Consider the following 22358-nt stretch of genomic DNA (forward strand, 5'->3'; position numbering starts at 1 on the left):
TTTATTTTTGAGCAACTTCAGCTTTAATATCTGTACCTAAGCGCTGCAGATATGCGATTAAAGCCACTATTTCTCTATCCGGTTCAACAACAATTCCATTATCAAGCAGATCATCGGCAATTTTTTGAGCCTGCTGTGTTAATTCAGCTTTTGCTTGCGATTCAAAACCTTCGGGATATGGAACACCTAATGTTCGCATTGCAGAAATTTTTGCTTCCAGATGTGAATCATTTAATTTATTCTCCAACAACCATGGGTACCTTGGCATAATAGAACCGGGCGACATAGATCTTGGATTTTCCATATGCAGATAATGCCACATGTTTGAATATTTTCCGCCGACTCTATGCAGATCTGGACCTGTTCTTTTTGATCCCCATAAAAATGGATGATCATAAACAAATTCACCTGCTTTAGAATAATCGCCGTATCTTTCAACTTCAGATCTAAAAGGTCTTACCAATTGAGAATGACAACTGTTGCAAGCTTCTTTAATGTAAACATCTCTTCCTTCTAATTCTAACGGAGTATAAGGTTTAACAGATGCAATTGTTGGTATGTTTGATTTGATTAAATATGTAGGAACAATTTCAATAATTCCGCCAACAATTATGGCTAATAACGCAAGTACTGTAAATAATACTGCTTTTGATTCAAGATATCTGTGAATCATACCATATTTTAATTGTTCAGTCATTGCTCCGCGCGGTGCGGCTTCTGCAGCTTCGTTTGGTTCAAATGAACCTTGTTTCATTGTTTTTACTAAATTATAAACTGCAATAAACAATCCGGTAATATATAAAGCGCCGCCAAGCGATCTAATAATATACATTGGTACAATTTGCAATACTGTTTCCAAGAAATTTGGATATTTCAATAAACCAAGCGGAGTAAATTCTTTCCACATAAGTGATTGTGTAATACCTGCCCACCACATTGGAATAACCCAAACAACAATTCCTAAAGTACCAATCCAAAAATGTGCGTTGGCTAATTTTTTAGAATATAATTCTGTTTTCCACATCTTTGGAACGAGCCAATATAACATTCCAAATGTCATAAAACCGTTCCAGCCTAGAGTACCAACATGAACGTGAGCAACAATCCAATCTGTAAAATGCGCTAAAGCATTTACGTTTTTAAGAGAAAGCATTGGTCCTTCAAATGTTGACATTCCATAAGCTGTAACGCCGACAACAAAAAATTTAAGTACCGGATTATCTCTAACTCTATCCCACGCGCCTCTTAATGTTAAAAGCCCGTTTAACATTCCGCCCCAAGAAGGCATCCATAACATAATTGAAAAAACAGTTCCGAGTGATTGTGCCCAGTTTGGAACCGCCGAATACAATAAATGATGAGGTCCAGCCCAAATGTAAATGAAAATTAAAGTCCAAAAATGCAAAATGGACAATTTGTAAGAGAAAATAGGTCTATTTGCAGCTTTGGGTAAGAAATAATACATTAAACCTAAAAATGGAGTGGTTAAGAAAAATGCAACCGCGTTATGACCATACCACCATTGAACAAGCGCATCTTGAATTCCTGCATATACAGGATAACTTTTTAAGAAGGTAACAGGAAGTTCAATTGAATTTCCAATGTGTAAAACGGCAACCGTAACAAAAGTGGAAATATAAAACCAAGCAGCAACATAAATGTGTTTTTCTCTTCTTTTTATTAAAGTTCCAATCATGTTTACGCCAAAAACAACCCAAACCAAGGCAATTAAAATATCAATAGGCCATTCAAGTTCTGCGTATTCTTTAGAAGTTGTAATACCGCTGACCAAAGTAACTGCAGCAAGAACAATTATTAATTGCCATCCCCAAAAATTAATTCTCCCCAGAATATCACTAAACATTCTTGCTTTTGTAATACGTTGTAAAGAATAATAAACGCCGGTAAAAATTGCATTACCTACAAATGCAAAAATAGCAGCATTCGTGTGTAAAGGTCGCAGACGCCCGAAAGTAGTGTATGATATTCCAAAATTTAGATCAGGGACGTAAAGCAGAATTGCAATCCACAATCCCGCAAGAAGTCCAACAACTCCCCAAACAACCGTGGCTATCAAAAACATCTTAACTATCTGGTTGTCATAGTTGAATTTTTCAACATTCATAAAAGAGGCTCCTTATATGGTTAATTAGATAGAATCTATTTCAATTTATTTCATCTTTAGTCTTTTCTTGGTCATTTTTTCTTACCTCATTATCAAATAAAACTCTTACAGATGGTGTATAATTATCATCATATTGACCGGTTTTAACCGACCAGATATATGCCGCTAAAAAAATTAAAGCAACAAAAGAACTGAAGGCTATTAAAACAAATATTACATTCATTACAACAAATTCCTCCTTTTCGCCATTAAATTTGTAGTTAATGTAGCAAAAGCAACTACAGAAATGGAACTTAAAGGCATCAATATTGCTGAAACAACGGGTGAAAGTTTTCCTTGAACGGCAAAGCTTAACCCAATTACATTATAAAAAAAAGAAATTATAAAACTAATAATAATAATATTTTTACTCGTCTTTGAGAACTTTATAAAATCATCCAATTTATTAAATGATTGAGAATCCAATATCCCATCGCAGGCGGGTGAAAAATTATTGATATTTTCCGCAATCGAAATTCCCACATTACTTTTTTTAAGTGCGCCTGCATCGTTTAATCCGTCTCCAATCATTAAAACTTGTTCGCCGTTTTCCTGCATTTTTTCTATACATTTTAATTTATCGAAAGGAGACTGCTTAAACAACATTTCGGTTTCGAGGTTAAAATAATCGGTAAGTAATTTTCTTTCGCTATCATTGTCTCCCGAAAGTAAAGATAACTTGTAATCGTTTTGTAATGCGGAAATTACTTCTTTTAGATTTTCTCTATACGAATTAGAAATTTTAAAGAATCCTCGAACCATATCGTCAAAAGCTAAAAATACTTTTGTGCTTAAATTGTTTTCAACTTTTTCTTTAGTCTCTGAGACGTAAACTTTTGATCCGATCTGAACTTTTATGCCGTCAATTATTGCAGAAATTCCTTGTCCGGGAATTTCCTGATATTCAAAAATTTTAAACAATTCCGCATTAGGAAAAATTCTAAAAATATTCTTGCTAAGCGGATGCGAAGAATTATGTACTAGAGATTTTACCAATTTTATTTCAAACTCGGAAAGATTATCACCTATAAATTCAACATTTGCATTTTGAGTTTCAGTAATTGTTCCGGTTTTATCGAAAACAATTGAAGTTATCTTAGATAATTTTTCAATAACATGAGTGCTTTTCAAATAAAATTTATTTCTTCCGAAAATTCTTAAACTGTTTCCCAAGGTAAATGGTGTAGAAAGCGCCAAAGCGCATGGGCAAGCAATTATCAAAACCGCAGTCAATGAATTAAATGCTATTGATTTATTAATTGGTAACCAATAAAATGCTGCGGATGCTGCTATAAAAAGTATAACAATCGTAAAATATTTACTTACAATATTAACAAATGCGTCAATTCTGCTGTCGTCTTCTTTTTGAAATGTTTTGTTATTCCAAAGCTGCGTTAAATAGCTTTGTGAGACTTCTTTAATTATTTCAACTTCAATCGCGCCGCCGACTTGCCTTCCGCCAGCATAAATCAAATCTCCGTTTACCTTTTCTACCGGATTTGATTCACCGGTAACAAAGCTGTAATCAATAAACGCATTTCCATTAATCAACACAGAATCAGCGGGAATCAGCTCGCCGTTTTTAATAATTATTCTGTCTTTAACTTCTAATTTTTCCACCGGTTTTGTGGTTTCAATTTTATTCTTCAATATTGTTACAGCAATAGGAAAGTAGGATTTATAATTCCTTTCAAAATTTAAGGCGGCGTAGGTTTTGCTTTGAAACATTTTTCCAACAATCATAAAAAATACTAGCGCTGTCATTGAATCCAAATATCCGGCGCCGGTTCTCGAAAAAATTTCGTATAGGCTTCTTAAAAAAAGAACTATAATTCCAATTGAAATAGGAACATCAATATTTACAATTTTTTTTCGTAAACCCTTATATGCGGAAATAAAATAATCGCTCGCGCTGTAGAAAAATACTGGAAGCGCAAATAAAACATTTAAATAACTAAAAACCGGTTTTACGCTATCGGTTGTAATTTCGTTTAAAGAAAGATATTCGGGAAAACTAAAAAGCATTATATTACCGGCGGCAAAACCCGCAACGCCAATTTTATACCACAACTTTTTATTTATTATAGCCGACTTTTCAACTTCTTTTTCAGCAAGGTTCAAATCCGGTTGGTAGCCAATGGAGTCAAGCAGAATTACTATTTTCTTAAGACTTGTTTTAGATTCATCAAATTTTATTGAGACAATTTTCTTTAAGAAATTGGCCTCCGAATGAATAATTCCCGAATCCATTTTATAAAGATTTTCCAATATCCAAATACATGAACTGCAATGAACCTGAGGAATACTGAAAGTTATACTTGTTATTTTTCCATCAGTAAAATCTATAAGTTTTTCTTTAAGATCAGAATCGTCGAGAAAATCGAAGTTTTTCTTTATATCATTTTTTTGTGTTAGACCGGGGTTTTCGTCAATAGAATAATAAGTGCAGAGGTCGTTTGCATCCAATAGTTCGTAAACGGTTTTACAACCGTTGCAGCAAAAAACTTTTTCGTTTATTTTTATTTCATTATCACTGCATTCTTCACCGCAATGAAAACAAATAAGTTTTTCTGAAATACTAATTTGATTTACAGCCTTCACTTTCTTAATAAATTGTGGATGATTAAAAAGAGTTGTTTAAATTAATTATCTAGAACTAAAGATAAATAAAAAAAAGACAATTCGTACTGATTTTTTTTTACTTTTAATTCACAATTCAAAAACTTCGATTTTGAAATAAAAATAGGACATTTTACTCTTTTGAAATAAATATAAATTGAAACTCAAACTAAAAATACATATGTAATTTTAGTTTGAATTAGCAGGAAAATTTTTATTATTTCCGCTTTTTTCTTTTCAATTTTGAGTCATTTTTTTCGGAATGTTTTCTACTCTTGCCCGAAATGAATTTTTCTGAAGATTTTCTTTCAAACCTTTCACTCTTTTCATTTTTGTCTTTTCTGAACCTTTTGCCGGAATTTGCGCTGTCGCTTTTCTTTTGCGAAGCAATTTCTAAGTTGATTTTTCTTCCTCTATAATCTCTTCCGGATGTATTTTTAACTAAAATATCTTGAAATTCAGATTCGGTTTCAAAAAACGAAAACGTTTCTTTGATTTGAATTTCGCCAATTTCAATTTCCTTGTTGCCGGAGTTATCTTTTATAATTCCAATAATATCAGTTGGTTTTAATTTATCTTTTTTACCAAGGTTAATAAAAAATCTTGCCATTTGGTTATTGGATTTACTGTTTCTGCCTTCACCAAATTTTTTATCCGGTTTATTTAAATCCGGTAAATTTTTATAATATTCAACAAATCTGTTAAACTCTACCGAAACGAATTTTTTAATTAATTCTTCTCGGTCAAGCCATTCTAACTTTTTAATTATTTGAGGAAGGAATTCATCAATTTGCGTATGATCAACGGTAACTTTTTCCATTCTATCAATAAGGTGGAAAAGCTGCTTTTGGCAGATTTCCTTGCCTAGAGGAACTTCTAAAACTTCGAATTTTTTACCGAGCTGTTTTTCGATCATGCCAATTTTGTGCTTTTCTTTTAAATTAGCAATAACTATAGAACTGCCTGATTTACCGGCTCTTCCTGTTCTTCCGCTTCTATGTGTATAAATTTCCAATTCATCAGGTAGATTATAATTTATTACATGAGTAAGATCATCAACGTCTAAACCCCTCGCGGCAACATCTGTGGCCACCAGCAGCTTTAAATGTTTGATTCTAAATTTATTCATTACAATATCGCGCTGTGCTTGAGACAAATCTCCGTGGAGCGAATCGGCATTATATCCGTCTTGAATTAATTTATCCGCAATTTCCTGTGTTTCATTTCTGGTTCGGCAAAAAATAATTCCATAAACTTCCGGATGAAAATCAACAATTCGTTTTAACGCCAAATATCTGTCCTTTGAATGAACAAAATAAATTTTATGACTTACATTTTCCGCCCCAATATTTTTTCTGCCAATTGTAATTTCTTCTGCATTGGACATATATTTTTTAGAAAGCTGAAAAACTTCATTTGGCATTGTAGCTGAAAAAAGTAATGTATTCCGCTCTTTGGATGTCTGGTTAATTATAGCGTCCAGCTCTTCTCTAAATCCCATATTTAACATTTCATCTGCTTCATCTAAAACAACGGTTTTCACTTTAGATAAGTCAACAACATTTCTGTTAATTAAATCAACAAGTCTTCCCGGAGTTGCAGAAACAATATGAACCCCGCTCTTAATTGCCGAAATTTGTTTTTCAATACTTGATCCGCCAAACACTGCGGCAATCTTTACGTTTTCAGAATACAGTGAATAGTCCTTTAAATCATCGGCAATTTGCAGACATAATTCTCTTGTAGGACTTAAAATTAAATGTTGTACTTTGCTAGCTTTTCCTTTAGAATTTTGAATTATTGGGATGCCAAATGCGGCAGTTTTACCGGTTCCGGTTTGAGCAAGAACAACAAGATCTTTTGGGTTATTTTTAATTAAATGCGGTATTACTTCTTCTTGCACCGGCATAGGAGACTGAAATCCTAACTCTTCTAATGCTTTTACAATATTACTATCAACACCTAACTCAATAAATGACTTCATATAAATTTTTAAAACTCCTAAATATTTTTAAATCAACTGTAAAAGTAACGAATATTAAGTTAGAATTTATAAATATTTGGATAAATGATTTATTTTATTTACACTTGCAGCCGGTAAAAATTTTGGCTAATAGTTTTACAAGTAAAAATTCATTTAATCTGCGGAAAACAAAATCTGTTCGTCAAACACTTATTTTATAATTTTCAGTATCTTTCAATTCCATTAAAAAAGGTATTATTTGAAAAAGTTAAGAAATATTGCAATAATAGCGCATGTTGACCATGGAAAAACTACTTTGGTCGATCAATTATTAAAACAAGGAAATGTCTTTAGGAAAAATCAAGTCGTTCAAGCCCAATTTTTAGATTCAAACGATTTGGAACGTGAACGAGGAATTACAATTCTCGCAAAAAATATAAGTATACCTTATAAAGATATAAAAATCAATTTGATTGATACTCCCGGTCACTCTGATTTTGGCGGTGAAGTTGAACGTGTTTTAAAAATGGCGGATGGAGTATTGCTTCTTGTTGATTCTTTTGAAGGACCAATGCCTCAGACAAGGTTTGTATTGGAAAAAGCGTTGCATCTTCATTTAAAACCAATTGTTGTAATCAATAAGATAGATAGACCTGATAACAGACCTTCAGAAGTGCTTGATGAGATATATGATCTATTCATTGATTTAGATGCTGATGAAAATCAACTTGATTTTCCGATAATTTACGCAAGCGGAAGAGACGGATGGGGAGTAATAGATTTAAATGACGAACGCAAAGATTTAGTCCCGCTTCTTGAAACTATTGTAGATAAAATACCCCAGCCTATTTTTGATAATGGTCATGTTCAAATGCAAGTAACAACATTGGATTATAATGATTATGTAGGAAGGATTGGAATTGGCAGAGTTTTCAGGGGAGTATTAAGAAAAGGAGATCCCTTAAGCGTTATTAAAAGAAACGGAACAATTCATAAAATTTCCATTAAACAAATATTTCTGTTTGAAGGTTTGGAAAGAATTGAAGTTGAGGAAGTATTAGCTGGAGATATTTGTGCAATTGTAGGTATTGAAGATATTGACATTGGTGATACAATTGCTGATAGCGAAAATCCAGAACCGCTTCCAATTATTTCTATTGATGAGCCAACTATTAGTATGAACTTTACCGTAAATACATCTCCTTTTTATGGAAAAGAAGGAAAATATGTAACATCAAGGCATTTACATGAAAGGTTACAAAAAGAACTTCAGCAGAATGTTGCATTGCAAGTTCATGAAACCGGTTCGCCGGATACTTTGAAAGTATCCGGAAGAGGAATTCTCCATCTTTCAATTTTAATTGAAAATATGAGAAGAGAAGGTTACGAATTGGCTATTGGTCCTCCAAAAGTTATTTACAAAGAAATTGATGGCAAAAAAGCCGAACCTATTGAAATTTTAGTTATTGATGTTCCGAGCGAATCTGTTGGAAAAGTAATTGAACTGGTCGGACAAAAACGCGGCGAACTCGTAAAAATGGAGCAGAAAGGAAGTTTAACAAAACTTGAATTTCATATTCCATCAAGAGGTTTAATGGGATTAAGAAATAAAGTTTTAACCGTTACTTCCGGCGAAGGAATTATGCATCACAGATTTTATCAATATGAATTTTTTAAAGGATCAATTGCTCATAGGCAAAACGGAGTATTAATTTCAATGCATGAAGGACAAGCAACGGCTTATGCAATCGACTCTCTGCAGGACAGAGGAAAGTTTTTTATCGATCCGGGCGATTTAATTTATCAAGGGCAAATTGTTGGCGAATACAATAAAGATAACGATATAGAAGTTCATGTTCAGCGCGGAAAAAAATTGACCAACATGAGAGCATCTGGATCTGATAAAGCCGCAAAAATTGCTCCTTCAATTAAATTTACTTTGGAAGAAGCGCTTGAATATATTAAGGATGACGAATTAGTTGAAGTAACGCCAAAATCAATTAGGATGAGAAAATTATATCTTGATACAAACGAGAGAAAAAGATTTAATCTGAAGAAAATATAAACAAATGTTTTCAGTAATGATATTCAGTTTTTATTCTGATTAAATCAGAATAAAAACAAAAACCGGGTTGCAAAAATATTGTTCGATTCATTTTTCCAATGATTCCAAACTTTGTTTTGTTAAATTAAAAGTATTTGCAAAGCCCGCGATATATCGTCCATGCTCTATTTCGATTTTGTAAATGTGAAAATCATCCAAATTGAAAAGCAATTCGGCAGTAGGGTATTTTTTCAAATAATTTTCTTTAATTGAGTTATAGTTTATATCGGCTCTACCTACTTCCAAGGCATTTCCGGTAAGTGTAACACGAGCGAGTGAAAGCGGGTTTGTATTCGTATCTTCCGATTGACTGATCATTAAACTTACTTTGCTGTTATCAGTAATATTTTTTGTATGAACTGCGAGTTTACTGATATGAATATAAAATTCCGTAAAATTTTCTTTGCATGAATAAGGCGTTAGTGAAACGTAAGGCTGATTTTCCTTGCATGTTCCCAATGACGCAGTTTTGGAACTTTTCATCAAGCTTAATAATAAAGATTTTTGATCATAATTCATTATAATATTCATCTATTATTTTAATTAAAAACTGAAATAAAATTAAATAATATTAAACGCTCCTTTAATTCCAGCAATTAACATTTGAACACCAATAACCGCAAGTATTAAACTCATCATTCTTGTAATCATTCCTAAAAATACCGGCACTAATAAATTTTGTAAGTTTTTCGCTTGAAACAAATAGTAAATAAGTAATTACGCAAAGAAACCCAAACGCGGAAATTGTAATTATCATTTGAATAATATTTCCGTTTGCGGAAAAATTCATTGCTGTAGCTATTGTGCCCGGTCCGGCTAATATAGGCATTGCCAAAGGAGAAATTGCAACGCTTAACTGATCGTCAATACATTTGTTGTTTTCTTCATCGGTTAAGTGATGAACGCTGGAATTATTTCCCTGCAGCATATGATAACCGATAATAAATACGATTATACCGCCGGTTATGCGAAATGCGAACATTGTTATTGAAAACATTTCAAATATTATTTTTCCGGTGATAGAAAAAACAACAATAATTAAAAATGAAATCAGCAGGGAACGGAATGCAATTATTTTCTTCGATTTTTTATCATCATTATTTGTCAGTGAAATAAAAATCGGTACATTTGCAATCGGATTCATAATTGCAAAAAATCCCATAAAAATGGTAAATGTATTTACAAAAATATTTTCCATAATAATACTCTGGTAGAATTTGATAATTATTGGACTGTCAAATTATAAAGAATGTCTTACGATTTAAAAAATATAAGAAAAATATATACTTATATCTAAAATATATGAAGTAAATTGGGCAAAATTTCAATTAAAAAAACTTAAATCTCCCGAACCTTCTCTAACAATTTCAACTGTATCACCGCTTAAATCTATTATGCTTGATGGGACTCCGTTCAACGCGCCCATAGAAAGCATTAAATCCACACTGTTGTTAAAAATTGTTTTAATTTCTAAAGGATCGTAAATTAATTCACCTTTTCTGGTAGTTGCGCTTGTGCTGATAATTGGATTTCCTAATTCATGAGCCAAAGTTCTTGCAATGTTATTATCCGGTACACGAATTCCAACCGTTTTTCTTTTTGTCCATAATAATTTCGGAACTTCTTTAGAAGCCTGCAATACAAAAGTGTAAGGACCGGGAATTAGTTTTTTCATCGCTCTGTATGCAAAATCAGAAACCTTGGCATATTTAGAAATATCTTTTAAATCGGAACATAAAAAACTGAATAGTTTTGTTTCTGTTTCATTTTTAATTGTATAAATCCTTTCAACTGCTTCTTTATTAAAAATATCGCAGCCTAAACCATAAACGGTATCAGTAGGATATATTATTACGCCGCCGTCTTTTAAAACTTCTACAGCTTTGTTAATATATCTTAACTGAGGATTAACCGGATGTAATTCATAAAATTCCATATTTTTCTCTACGTAACAATAAATTACTTTTGTATGGTTATATCTTATAAAAAAATAGTACAAAAACCAATTCCAATAATTGGCGTAAAAACGATTTTATAAATACAATTTTTCTAAATGAATTTTGCTGCTGAAAATTATAGCACAGAAAAATTATAAAAAGTTAGTAAAATGCAATTACGCAATCAAAGGATTAAAGGCAATATAAAGGTTAAGAAAATAAAATAATTGACTATATTTATAATTCGAAAATTTTTTGATGAGAAAAAATGGATAAAGAACTTGCCGTTGTAGCTGTAAGCGGCGGATTGGACAGTTGTGTAACTACCGCAATTGCAAATCAAGAATATGAATTGGCTTTGGTTCATATAAATTATGGACAAAAAACAGAATCAAGAGAGCTGCAGTCATTTCACAAAATTGCTGACTACTATAAGGTAAACAAAAAATTAGTTTTTGATTTTTCACATTTTCAAAAAATCGGCGGCTCATCGCTTACCGATAAAACAATGGAAATTTCAAAAGCAAATTTAAATAATAAAGAAGTACCGACATCATATGTCCCTTTTAGAAACGCAAATATTTTATCTGCATGTGTAAGCTGGGCAGAGGTAATTGGCGCAAAAAGTATTTTTATTGGTGCGGTGTTTGAGGATTCTTCGGGTTACCCGGATTGCAGACCTGAATTCTTTAAATCATTTGAACAAACCGCAAATTTGGGAACCAAACCGGAAACACGAATTAAAATTGAAACTCCGATAATTCATTTAACAAAAAAGGAAATTATAAAATTGGGATTGGATTTAAAAGCTCCGCTGGAATTGACATGGTCATGCTACAGTAACGGTGAGGAAGCCTGCGGCATTTGCGATAGCTGCGCATTACGCTTACGTGGTTTTCAAAGTTTAAATATTGTTGACCCAATCCCATATAAAGAAATTCCAAACTATAAAGAAAACTAAAGGATATTAAATGCAGAATAAAAGAAAAATATTAGAAACATTTGAAAATGAGTATCATGACAGAGATTATGTAATAGAACATACGGCTCCGGAATTTACATCTGTTTGCCCCAAAACAGGTCAGCCTGATTTTGCTACAATTATACTCGAGTATATTCCCAATAAACTTTGTATTGAATTAAAATCTTATAAATTTTATCTCAATTCATTTAGAAACGACGGAATTTATTTTGAAAGCGTAACAAACAGAATTCTGGATGATTTAGTATCAGTTTGTAAACCAAGATATATGAAAGTTAGAGCCGAATTTAACACACGCGGAGGAATTTCTTCTGTTATTGAAGTAGAATATGAAAAAGAAGGCGAAATCAGCAGTCTAAATTAAATTACTTGTGTTAATAAAATTTATAAATACAGCAAATAGTAAAATTCAAATCGATTTGTTTTATAGAGTCAGATTTTTTCTGACTCTGCTTCTTTCTTACTTGTCCTATTTCAAACAAAAAAAACTACTACTTTATAAGTATATGGCAATGTTATAGATATTCTTAATTCATTTAATAAATTCATTAATATAAATTAAAGGAGATTAAAATGATTAAGAAACAAATAACAAAAAGAAGTTGGGCAGAGCCTTTTAAAATTAAGGTTGTTGAACCATTAAAAATGACAACTAAAGCCGAACGCGAAAAAGCAATTAGAGAAGCCGGCTACAATACATTCCTTTTAAAATCTGAAGATGTTTATATTGATCTATTGACCGACAGCGGAACAAACGCAATGAGCGATAGACAATGGGCGGGAATGATGATTGGCGATGAAGCTTATGCCGGCAGTAAAAATTTTTATTATCTATGGGATAATATTAAAAAATATTACGGTATGCCTTACTTTGTACCTACCCATCAAGGAAGAGCCGCCGAACATATGATTTCCAAAATATTAATTCAGCCGGGAGATTTTATTCCCGGTAATATGTACTTTACAACAACCAGACTTCATCAAGAATTAGCCGGCGCGACTTTTATTGACGTAATTATTGACGAAGCGCATGATCCCGATATAGAACATCCTTTCAAAGGAAATATTGATATTCAAAAATTGCAGAATTTAATTAAAAAAGTCGGCGCAAAAAAGATTCCTTATGTTAGTATGGCAGGACCAGTTAACATGGCTGGGGGTCAGCCATTTTCGATGAAAAACTTAAAAGAAGTGAAGCAAGTATGCGATAAAAATGGAATTCAGCTTTGGTTTGACGCGACGCGCGCTACTGAAAATGCATATTTTATTCAAGAAAGAGAAAAAGGATATAAAACTAAAACAATTGCACAAATTTTATTGGAAATGTGTTCATACTTTGAAGGGATTTGGGTAAGTGCGAAAAAAGATTTGATGGTTAACATTGGCGGAATTATTGCGACTAGAAATAAAAAGTTCTATGAAGAAGCTAGAAACATGGTTGTAATTTATGAAGGTCTTCACACCTACGGAGGATTGGCAGGCAGAGATATGGAAGCAATGGCAATAGGCATTGAGGAAATGGTTGATTACAATAATATTCACGCAAGAATTGGACAGATAAGATATTTTGGCGAAGAGCTTGCTAAATACGGAGTTCCGTTTGTAAAACCAATTGGAGGACACGCAATATTTTTAAATGCCAAAAAAATTCTTTCACATTTGAAACAAGATCAATTTCCGGCTCAAACATTAGCCGCGGAAATTTACACTGATTCCGGAGTAAGAACAATGGAAAGAGGAATTGTGTCTGCCGGAAGAAATAAAGCAACGGGAAAAAATAATTATCCCAACTTAGAATTAGTTAGGTGTACTTTCCCGCGCAGAGTTTATACTCAAGCTCATATTGATGTTACGGTTGAATCGATTGTAAGCGTATTCCAAAATAGGAAATCGATTAAGGGTTTGAAAATGGTATATGAACCTAAATACTTGAGATTTTTTCAAGCCAAATTTAAAAAAATGTAAAATGAATTCTTGAATATTTAAAATGCCGAATTACTTATGATTTTATTAAATAATGAATAACACTAAATCTAAATAGTTAGATGTAATTTTTTGAATAATTTCAGCATTATTTTGAATTTAATCCCGCAGGCTCAACTTAAATAGTTTGCGGGATATTTTTTTATTATTATTATCAATTAAAAAATTAGAATAATGTAAATCAGCGTTTATAAAAATAATTTTTCAAATTATGGAAAATTTGCGGGAACAATTTTTAACAAATAGAAATCGGCTTTTCAACGACGAAGAGTTACTCAAAAATTCTTACAAATTCTGTGTCCGTTACAGTTTACTAGTTGAAGAATATATTTTAAGAACTATTAAACCAAAATCCGTTGATTGCGTTATGGTTGCCGCCGGCGGTTTCAGCAGAAGAGAATTATCACCGTTTTCGGATATCGACTTAATGTTTATTATTCCCAAAACCGAAACTCACGAACAAAATATTAGGGAAGCAGTTACAAAACTTTGGGATACAGGAATTGAAGTCTCGCATACTGTTAGAACCTTTAGCGATATTCAAAAATTTATGAACGAAGATCTTCACGCGTTTACTCAGTTTTTTGAAACGCGTTTTTTAATTGGAAGCAAACTATTGTATGATGATTGGAATAAAAAGGTTTTTGAAGTAATTGAAAAAACCGATAAGAAACAATTAATTTTTGATCTTTTTGAAGATGTTGTGCAGCGATATCAGAAATACGGAAGTTCACCAAAAGTATTAGAACCTAACGTTAAATTTACAGGCGGCGGATTAAGAGACATTCATTGTGTTGAATGGATGTATTCTATTAAAAATAATGTTCTGCTATCCAACCAAGATGAAATAACTCACACAGAAATTTTTCTTAAAACAATTTTGGAAAATGGTACAATAAACAGAAAAGCTTACAAAAGGCTATTCGAAAGTTACCAGACAATTTTAAATGCAAGAAATCATCTTCACCTTGTTGAAGGACGAAAAAACGACAGATTGGAGTTTGAACAGCAGGAACAGATTGCCGAAAGATTAGGGTATAAAAAAAATGACTGGAAAGAGTTTATGTACAGTTATTTTAAGGCATCCACAATTCTTAACCGCTTTTCAAAAACAATGATGAAAAGATACAAGCAGGCATACGCAACAACGATATCCGACTTTTTATCAATTGATCTTGACGATGATTTTGAAGTAAAGGGAAATGTTTTAATTTTTAAAGGAGATAGAGTTTTAAACATTTCTGAAATTATGCGCGCCTTTTATTACCGCGCCGTTCACGACGCATTATTTGAACTTAATCTCCGTTCATTGATTATTGAAAGTATTCACTTGATAGAAGAAACTCAAATTCCGGAAGTAACTTCTTCTGTGTTTTTTAGAGAACTACTTAAACTTCCGGCTAATGTAGCAAAAACATTATCTTCGATGAATGAATTTAGTTTCTTGGATGTGGTTCTGCCGGAATTCAAAAGTTTAAATGGATTTTTTCAACCCGGAGTATATCATTGCTATACCGCCGATGAACATACTTTGGTAGCTTTGCAAAATATTGAGAACTTAAGTAACGAAGACAACCATATTTCAAGAATATACAAAACCATTCAATCAAAAGATCTTTTATACCTTGCTACACTTCTGCATGATATCGGCAAACCAATAAGTGTTGCCGGTCATGAAATTATTGGAGCGGAGATTGCAAACAGCATAATGCAGAATTTGGGTTATGGACAAAATGAAATTCTATTCGTTCAGTTTTTAATAAGACATCATCTAACAATGGAACAAATCGCTTTCAGAAGAGATTTGAACGATCCCGCAACTTTAGATAATTTTATCTCCATATTTCATTCTGTCAGATCATTGGATTATTTATATATTTTAACTTATGCTGATCTATCGGCGGTTAATCCGCAGGTTTGGACAAAATGGAAAGCCGATCTTCTGAATGAATTATACCTTAAAGCAAAATCAATGCTGATGGAACAAGTTTCCGGCGAAGAATTAATGAGCGCCAGGTCATTCCAATTGATAAACGATAACTTTAATGATAATGCAGTAATGACGGAACATCTTGACCAAGTTGATGATTTGGGATATGTCTTTCATTTTACCGAAGACGAAATAAATCAGCATATTGAAGAAATTGAAAAAGGTTCAAAGGTTTCAGTATTTTTTAAGGAAAGCGAAAATTATACAAACATTACAATTTTAACAAAAGATTCCGATGCATTACTCGCGAGGCTTTGCGGCGCTTTGGCAATAAACGATCTGAACATTCACGACGCGAGGATCTTTACAAGAAAAGACGGAACAGTTATTGATAGTTTCAGCGTAACCGATTTTAGATCAAATTCCGTTGTTGAAAATTCTCGTTATCAAAAAATTGAGAAAGATTTAAAATCGGCAATTTTAAATGAATTGAAGATAGATAAAGAATTTGACAGAGTTAAGCAAAAGTGGAAAAGAATATTAAACGCTTCAGGCACTCATTCCAAAAATATTTTTGTCGATTTCGAAAATCAATACAACTTTTCAATTATCGAAGTTCATTCGCCGGATAAGATAGGATTGCTTTATACTATTACAAACAAGCTTGCCGAACTTGGATTAGCGGTTACATTCGCCAAGATTGTTACCAAACTTGATGGAATTATTGACGTATTTTATGTCCTTAAAAACAACGGACAAAAATTGCGAAAGAGCGAGTTTGAATTTATCAGATCGGAATTAATTACAGAAATTAAGGGATTATAAATTTTTATGAATTTTATGAACAAAACTAATCCAATCGGAGTTTTTGATTCAGGTATTGGAGGTTTAACAGTTGTAAAAAGTGTTAATACATTTTTACCAAGTGAAAAGATAATTTATTTCGGCGATACGGCAAGAGTTCCATACGGATCAAAATCTAACTCAACAATTATTGAATACTCAGTTCAAGACGCGCAATTTTTAGCAAAGAAAAATGTTAAGTTGATTATTGTAGCTTGTAATACAGCTTCTTCCGTTGCCTTAGATGAACTAAGAAATAAGTTCGATGTACCTATAATCGGTATGATTAATCCTGGCGCTAAAGCGGCAATTACGGCAACTGAAAATAAAAAAATAGGTGTTATTGGAACGGAGACGACAATTTCAAATAAAGCCTATTCGCAAGCAATAAATAAAATGGATAAAGCAATTGAAGTATATGAAAAAGCTTGTCCGCTGTTTGTGCCGCTTGCTGAAGAAGGCTGGATAAATCACCCGGCGACAAAATTAATTGCGCAAGAATATTTGGCGGATTTGAAAAAAGCGAAAATTGATACTTTGATTTTAGGCTGCACGCATTATCCTATTTTGAAAGACGTAATTCAAGAAGTAATTGGCGAAAATGTAAAATTAATTGATTCCGGTTCAGCGGCTTCTGTAGAAGTAAATGAGTATTTGGAAGGCAGAGGAATTAAAAATTATCAGCATAATATCGGCAGACATGAATTTTATGTAAGCGATGTTCCGAAAAAATTTAATGAAATAGCGAATAGATTTTTAGGTAAAGAATTAGAACATCTTGAAAAAGTTGATCTTGAAGAAATAATGAATGTTTAGTTAGAACATGTTAAACTATTTTTTCATGTTTTGAAAATAGTGTATTCCGCTTATTGTTTTTGCGTCCACAATTTTTCCGGAAGTGATCATATCATTAATTTCACTTAACGTAAATTCATAAATTTCCATTCCCTGTTCGCCTTCTTCTCTATTATGCTCACCGGATTTTAAGTTTTGAGCTAAGTAAATGTAAAGTATTTCATTGCAAAATCCGGGAGAAGTATAAATTTTTCCAAGCGGAGTTATAGCATTTGTAGTATAACCGGTTTCTTCGGTTAACTCGCGAGTCGCGCAAACAAAAGGATCTTCACCTTTTTCTAATTTTCCGGCGGGCAGTTCATACATCCATTCATTAAACGGGTAGCGGTATTGTTTAACTAAAATTATTTTTCCATTTTCTAAAACCGGAACAACAACCGCTCCGCCGTTGTGCACAATAACTTCTCTAATTCCTAAGTTACCGGAGTTATATTCAATTTGATCGACTTTAATATCAAATACAATTCCTTTAAAAACGGTTTCGGATTTTTTTACTTTAAAGTTCATAAAGTTCCATTCGATAAAAGAAGATTTCACCACAGAGAACAGAAAGTTCCGCGAAGATTATAGAGCAAATCTTGTGATTCCATCTTTTAATTTTGCTACGTTAAAATTAATTAGTAATTCTAAATGTTTTTTAGTTAATTCTAAATATGTTAATAATTGTGCTTTATGTATTGGTAAAATAATTTCGACAGATTTCAATTCCGCGACAACCAAATTATTTATTAACAAATCAATTCTATGTAACCTAAAATCAACAATTCATATTCAAACAAATTTTATAAATTGATTCCAAAAGTCCGGGACCTAATTCAGAATGAACTATTATATCACAAACATTAATATCATAATTATTTTATCTATTTCATTCTACAACTTTGTTGTGAATTATTTTTCATAATAAGGAATAATTTCTTTACCGAGATATTTTAAAACTGCGGTAATAACTCCCAAATCGTCCAAGTAGCCAATAAAAGGAGAAAAATCCGGAATTGTATCTATTGGAAGAATAAAATAAATCAACGCGCCGACAATAATGGTTTTTCTGTACCACGGAACATCTTTATCTCTGAAATATTTAAATAAAGCTTTTATATCTTTTGTGAATGAAATCTTTTTACCAACTCTTTCAACTTTTTCCCACAAATTTTCTTCAATGTAATCTGTACCTTTTGAAAAGGATTCGTGATCTTCGAAATTAGATTTTAGATCATGCAGAGCATTTTCCATATAATCTAGTTCGTCAATTTCATTAAAATTCGAATTATTTTTATTTTCTTCCATAATAATTTCCAATTGTGATAAATCAAAATTATAATTTACTTTTTATTTTCATCAAACCAATCGAATACTGTGTTCCACCATAATTTGGCATTTTGCGGCTTTGTAACAAAGTGATATTCATCAGGGAAATATAAGAATTTGCTTTTAACACCTACTCTTTGCAATGAAGTAAACAATTCCATCGCTTGTCCAATTGGAACTCTAAAATCATTTTCACCATGAATAACGAGCATTGGAGTTTTAAAGTTTTGTACAAAATTATGCGGCGACCATTTTTTATACAACTCTCTGCTTTCCCAAGGTGTTCCGCCGTTTTCCCATTCGGCGAACCATAGTTCTTCCGTTGCTCCGTACATACTTTCCAAATTGAAAACACCTGCATGACAAACCAACGCGTTAAATCTGTTATTGTGTCCTTCAATCCAGTTTATCATGTAACCGCCGTATGAAGCTCCTGCCGCAAAAATATTTTGCGAATCTATAAAATCAAAATTGTTCAAAGCAAAATCCAAAGAATTCATTAAATCGGTATAAACTTTTCCGCCCCAATCTTTAGAAATATCATCAGTAAATTTCTGTCCGTAACCGTAACTTCCTCTTGGATTTGTCGCAACAACAACATAACCTTTAGCCGCGAACATTTGCGTATTCCATCGATAATGGAAATCGTCTGTCCAATGTCCCTGCGGTCCTCCGTGAATTAAAAATATCAGCGGATATTTTTTGTTAGGATTAAAAAACGGCGGTTTGACCAAAATTGATTGAACTTTTGCGCCTTCAGCTCCTTGAGCCCAAAATGTTTCGATTGGTATCATTTCAATTTTTGAAAGAAGTTCCGCGTTTATATTTGTTATTTGTTTCAAATTTTTACCGTTAGTTTCAATTGAAAAAATTTCAAAAGGTAAATTTGATCTTTGATTTTTAAAAAATATTTTATCTCCGCTTGGAGAAAGTGTAATTGAAGACGCATCAACTTTTTCTGTAATTGTAAACAATTCTTTAGAAGAAACATCAATTTTGTAAATTGAAGTATAAATAGTATTTGCCGCGGTAAAATAAATATACTTTGAATCTTGTGACCAAATAATTTCAGCAGCCGATAAATCTATCGACGTAGTCAAATCAGTTTCTATCTTAAGATTTCTATTATACAGCATTATTCTTTGCTTATCGCCTTCAAAACCGGCTCGCGACATTGAGCAATACGCTATATATTTTCCATCTGGTGAATAAATCGGCTGATTGTCATTTCCCAAACTGACGGAAATTTTTTTATAAGGAGTTGTTTCACCGTCTTTAACGTCACTTAAATTTAACGTGAAGATGTCGTTATTTGTGCTTGTCGCGAGGAAATTACTTTCATTCATTGTAAACGCGATTTCTTTTCCGTCGGGTGAAAAAGAATAATCGTTTGCGCTTCCCAATGCAATTGGCGGAACATCAAATTTTAATCCTTGATTTAAATCGATATAATTTTCTTCGCCGATATTATGAAGAAACAAATGGCTGTATTTGGGTCCGCGCCATTCATTCCAATGTCTGTACATTAATTCGGTAAATATTTCGGCTTTAACTTTGCTTTTAGCATTTTCAACATCTTTAGCTTTATTGCAAGTTTGGTTTTTACAATCGGCATAAACTTTGGAAGCAAAGATAATTTTATTTTTTGAAGGTGAAAATTTTACTCCGCTCACGCCCGAATAAAAATCGGTAACTTTTGTTTTTGCCGTATCTTTAATGCTTTGTGAATATATTTGATCGCCAATGTTAAAGAATACTTTTTCGCCGATTATTTGCGGTGATGAAACTCCATTTTCAGTATTTAAAAATTCTTTTAAATCCTTTCCGTCCGTATTTACTATCCAAAGATTTGATTTGCCTTTATTTTCATCCATACTGTATGAAGTTACATCAAATATAATTTTCTTGCCGTCTTCGGAAATTGTAAACGAATCTATTCTTTTCATATTCCATAAATCTTCAACGGATAAAGCGTGTTTTTCCTGTGAAAAAATATTATTAAAATAAAGAAGGGAAATTGTTAAGAGTAATAAGTTTCGCATTTTTTTCTCATATTTTTTTTTACAATAACACTAATTTACAAAAGCAAAATGAAAAAATATGATCAAAATTGTATTAAGAATTTAACAAATGAAGAGTTTCGAAAATTTGAATAATTTCTCATTTTTCTAATTGAAGCTGATATTAAGAATCATATTAAATTTGTAATAATATAATATTCTAAAGCTGATCTGAAATTGACAATATTTTTGAATTAATGATTGATTATTTAAAAATCATTTCGGCAATAAAATTATTTTATTACAAAATTTCATTTTGAATTAATTGCTCAAATGTTTCTCTTGTTCTAATTGCATAAAATTTATCGTCATCGACTAAAATTTCCGCAGCCCGTCTTCTGGCATTATAGTTGGAAGACATTACCATTCCATAAGCTCCGGCTGACATTACAGCGACAAGATCATTTTTTTCGCATTTAGATATATTTCTATTTTTAGCCAAAAAATCTCCGCTTTCACAAACGGGACCAACAACATCTGCTAAAATATCTTCGTTTTGTTTTATTTCGATTGGCTGAATATGATGATAAGCTTTATAAATACTTGGCCGCAGCAGATCTGTCATTGCGGCATCAACAACAATAAAGTTTTTTTCCAAATTTGTTTTTGTATAAAGAACTTTTGATACAAGAACGCCGCCGTTTGCGGTCAATGCTCTTCCAGGTTCAAAAAATATTTCACAATCTGTTTGTTTTAATAAAGGGACAATTGCTTTTGCCAAATCTGCAATTGAAAATAATTTTTCATCATTGTACTTAACACCATATCCGCCGCCAATATCAATATGCTTAAGTTGAATGCCTATTTCTTTTAGCGAGCTAACCAATTTTGTTAATTTTGAAACTGCGTCGGCATATGGCTGAATAGTTGAAATTTGAGAACCGATGTGCATATCGATTCCATGTAATTTTATATTTGAGAGACTATTTGCTTCCTTAAAAATTTCTATGGCTAAGGTTTCATCAATGCCGAATTTATTTTCTGCTAAGCCTGTGGAAATATATGGATGTGTTTCGGGATCAACATTCGGATTTACTCTTATTGCTAAAGGCGCGGTTTTATTTAAACTTTTCGCAATTTCATTTATTCTGAATATTTCCTGCATTGATTCAGCTTTAATAAGTAATATATCGTTTTCCAACGCGAGTATTATCTCTTCGTCTGTTTTTCCAACGCCGGACATTATCATATTTTTTGCGGAAACTCCTGCGGCTGAAGCTCTGTAAAATTCCCCGGCGGAATTTACATCAATTCCGGCTCCAAGTTGATTAAATAATTTTATAACGCTGATGTTATAGTTGGCTTTGCAAGCGTAGAAAATTTTATTATTAAGTTCTTTGAACGCATTTTTAAATGAAAAATAACTTTCGGTAAAAAATTTTTTGCTGTAAACAAATGTCGGAGTTCCAAATTTCTTTCCAATTTCATCCAGATTAACATTTTCGCAAAATAATTTATTGTTTTTGTAGGTAAAGATTCCCGATTCAAAATATTTCATTAAATATTCCGTTTTTATAAATAATTACAAAATAACTCAAAAATTGAACACAAATATAAGCAATTTACCCGCTTATCTTGATAAACCTTTCGCTTTTTAATAGCTTTCTATT

16 protein-coding genes and 2 pseudogenes are annotated in these 22358 nt (G+C 32.2%); 6 read left to right on the forward strand and 12 right to left on the reverse strand.

The genetic code is table 11. The features are described from left to right. Position 1: 1 nt before the first annotated feature. From ccoN to IPK06_00940, 4 genes are all read right to left on the reverse strand, one after another. Positions 2–2125, reverse strand: coding sequence for a cytochrome-c oxidase, cbb3-type subunit I (gene ccoN / locus IPK06_00925; protein ID MBK7978580.1), 2124 nt, complete (start codon positions 2123–2125; stop codon positions 2–4). Positions 2126–2165: 40 nt separating this feature from the next. After that, positions 2166–2348 (reverse strand): cbb3-type cytochrome oxidase assembly protein CcoS, encoded by a 183-nt coding sequence (gene ccoS, locus IPK06_00930; protein MBK7978581.1) that lies wholly within the window; start codon positions 2346–2348, stop codon positions 2166–2168. Then, positions 2348–4765: a heavy metal translocating P-type ATPase metal-binding domain-containing protein gene (locus IPK06_00935; protein MBK7978582.1), complete on the reverse strand. Its 2418-nt coding sequence runs from the start codon at positions 4763–4765 to the stop codon at positions 2348–2350. The genes ccoS and IPK06_00935 overlap by 1 nt, the downstream gene beginning before the upstream one ends. Before the next feature lie 235 nt (positions 4766–5000). Continuing rightward, complete coding sequence (locus IPK06_00940) at positions 5001–6767, reverse strand: DEAD/DEAH box helicase (GenBank protein ID MBK7978583.1); 1767 nt, start codon at positions 6765–6767, stop codon at positions 5001–5003. 238 nt (positions 6768–7005) lie between these two features. On the opposite strand from IPK06_00940, the gene typA reads away from it, so the two are divergent. After that, positions 7006–8811, forward strand: coding sequence for a translational GTPase TypA (gene typA / locus IPK06_00945; GenBank protein ID MBK7978584.1), 1806 nt, complete (start codon positions 7006–7008; stop codon positions 8809–8811). A gap of 87 nt (positions 8812–8898) precedes the next feature. Here the strand turns inward: typA and IPK06_00950 are convergent, their stop codons facing one another. The 3 genes and pseudogenes from IPK06_00950 to IPK06_00960 form a co-directional block, all read right to left on the reverse strand. Beyond that, on the reverse strand, positions 8899–9381 hold the full coding sequence (locus IPK06_00950) for a pyridoxamine 5'-phosphate oxidase family protein (protein MBK7978585.1): 483 nt from the start codon (positions 9379–9381) through the stop codon (positions 8899–8901). A 30-nt stretch (positions 9382–9411) separates the two neighbouring features. After that, positions 9412–10048 (reverse strand): annotated as a pseudogene (locus tag IPK06_00955) (MarC family protein). Positions 10049–10174: 126 nt separating this feature from the next. Further along, on the reverse strand, positions 10175–10786 hold the full coding sequence (locus IPK06_00960) for a threonylcarbamoyl-AMP synthase (protein MBK7978586.1): 612 nt from the start codon (positions 10784–10786) through the stop codon (positions 10175–10177). Positions 10787–11055: 269 nt separating this feature from the next. On the opposite strand from IPK06_00960, the gene queC reads away from it, so the two are divergent. From queC to IPK06_00985, 5 genes are all read left to right on the forward strand, one after another. Beyond that, positions 11056–11748, forward strand: a complete 693-nt coding sequence (gene queC, locus IPK06_00965; protein ID MBK7978587.1) for a 7-cyano-7-deazaguanine synthase QueC — start codon at positions 11056–11058, stop codon at positions 11746–11748. Between the two features lie 10 nt (positions 11749–11758). Further along, positions 11759–12133, forward strand: coding sequence for an NADPH-dependent 7-cyano-7-deazaguanine reductase QueF (queF, locus tag IPK06_00970; GenBank protein MBK7978588.1), 375 nt, complete (start codon positions 11759–11761; stop codon positions 12131–12133). Between the two features lie 209 nt (positions 12134–12342). Beyond that, entirely contained in the window at positions 12343–13734 is a 1392-nt protein-coding gene (locus tag IPK06_00975; GenBank protein ID MBK7978589.1) for a tyrosine phenol-lyase, read from the forward strand. A 229-nt stretch (positions 13735–13963) separates the two neighbouring features. Beyond that, complete coding sequence (gene glnD / locus IPK06_00980) at positions 13964–16507, forward strand: [protein-PII] uridylyltransferase (GenBank protein MBK7978590.1); 2544 nt, start codon at positions 13964–13966, stop codon at positions 16505–16507. A 6-nt stretch (positions 16508–16513) separates the two neighbouring features. After that, entirely contained in the window at positions 16514–17341 is an 828-nt protein-coding gene (locus IPK06_00985; GenBank protein ID MBK7978591.1) for a glutamate racemase, read from the forward strand. A gap of 15 nt (positions 17342–17356) precedes the next feature. On the opposite strand, the gene IPK06_00990 is transcribed toward IPK06_00985, so the two are convergent. From IPK06_00990 to lysA, 5 genes and pseudogenes are all read right to left on the reverse strand, one after another. Beyond that, positions 17357–17887, reverse strand: coding sequence for an NUDIX hydrolase (locus IPK06_00990; protein ID MBK7978592.1), 531 nt, complete (start codon positions 17885–17887; stop codon positions 17357–17359). A 57-nt stretch (positions 17888–17944) separates the two neighbouring features. Next, positions 17945–18149: pseudogene (locus IPK06_00995) on the reverse strand (GxxExxY protein). A 122-nt stretch (positions 18150–18271) separates the two neighbouring features. After that, positions 18272–18613, reverse strand: coding sequence for a DUF1232 domain-containing protein (locus tag IPK06_01000; GenBank protein ID MBK7978593.1), 342 nt, complete (start codon positions 18611–18613; stop codon positions 18272–18274). Positions 18614–18702: 89 nt separating this feature from the next. After that, entirely contained in the window at positions 18703–20730 is a 2028-nt protein-coding gene (locus tag IPK06_01005; GenBank protein ID MBK7978594.1) for a S9 family peptidase, read from the reverse strand. 259 nt (positions 20731–20989) lie between these two features. Further along, the gene (gene lysA / locus IPK06_01010; protein ID MBK7978595.1) at positions 20990–22246 is read right to left on the reverse strand and encodes a diaminopimelate decarboxylase; all 1257 of its coding nucleotides are present in this window, start codon (positions 22244–22246) and stop codon (positions 20990–20992) included. Positions 22247–22358 lie beyond the last annotated feature (112 nt).

The sequence above is a fragment of the Ignavibacteriota bacterium genome (genome assembly GCA_016713565.1).
Classification (GTDB): Bacteria; Bacteroidota; Ignavibacteria; order Ignavibacteriales; family Melioribacteraceae.

Excerpts from the sequence above, each read along its gene's own strand:
- IPK06_00975 (MBK7978589.1), top strand. The coding sequence starts at position 12,343 with ATGATTAAGAAACAAATAACAAAAAGAAGTTGGGCAGAGCCTTTTAAA.
- IPK06_00960 (MBK7978586.1), bottom strand. The coding sequence starts at position 10,786 with ATGGAATTTTATGAATTACATCCGGTTAATCCTCAGTTAAGATATATT.
- IPK06_00990 (MBK7978592.1), bottom strand. The coding sequence starts at position 17,887 with ATGAACTTTAAAGTAAAAAAATCCGAAACCGTTTTTAAAGGAATTGTA.
- glnD (MBK7978590.1), top strand. The coding sequence starts at position 13,964 with ATGGAAAATTTGCGGGAACAATTTTTAACAAATAGAAATCGGCTTTTC.
- IPK06_01005 (MBK7978594.1), bottom strand. The coding sequence starts at position 20,730 with ATGCGAAACTTATTACTCTTAACAATTTCCCTTCTTTATTTTAATAAT.
- queC (MBK7978587.1), top strand. The coding sequence starts at position 11,056 with ATGGATAAAGAACTTGCCGTTGTAGCTGTAAGCGGCGGATTGGACAGT.
- queF (MBK7978588.1), top strand. The coding sequence starts at position 11,759 with ATGCAGAATAAAAGAAAAATATTAGAAACATTTGAAAATGAGTATCAT.
- ccoS (MBK7978581.1), bottom strand. The coding sequence starts at position 2,348 with ATGAATGTAATATTTGTTTTAATAGCCTTCAGTTCTTTTGTTGCTTTA.
- IPK06_00950 (MBK7978585.1), bottom strand. The coding sequence starts at position 9,381 with ATGAATATTATAATGAATTATGATCAAAAATCTTTATTATTAAGCTTG.
- ccoN (MBK7978580.1), bottom strand. The coding sequence starts at position 2,125 with ATGAATGTTGAAAAATTCAACTATGACAACCAGATAGTTAAGATGTTT.
- IPK06_01000 (MBK7978593.1), bottom strand. The coding sequence starts at position 18,613 with ATGGAAAATGCTCTGCATGATCTAAAATCTAATTTCGAAGATCACGAA.
- lysA (MBK7978595.1), bottom strand. The coding sequence starts at position 22,246 with ATGAAATATTTTGAATCGGGAATCTTTACCTACAAAAACAATAAATTA.
- IPK06_00985 (MBK7978591.1), top strand. The coding sequence starts at position 16,514 with ATGAATTTTATGAACAAAACTAATCCAATCGGAGTTTTTGATTCAGGT.
- IPK06_00940 (MBK7978583.1), bottom strand. The coding sequence starts at position 6,767 with ATGAAGTCATTTATTGAGTTAGGTGTTGATAGTAATATTGTAAAAGCA.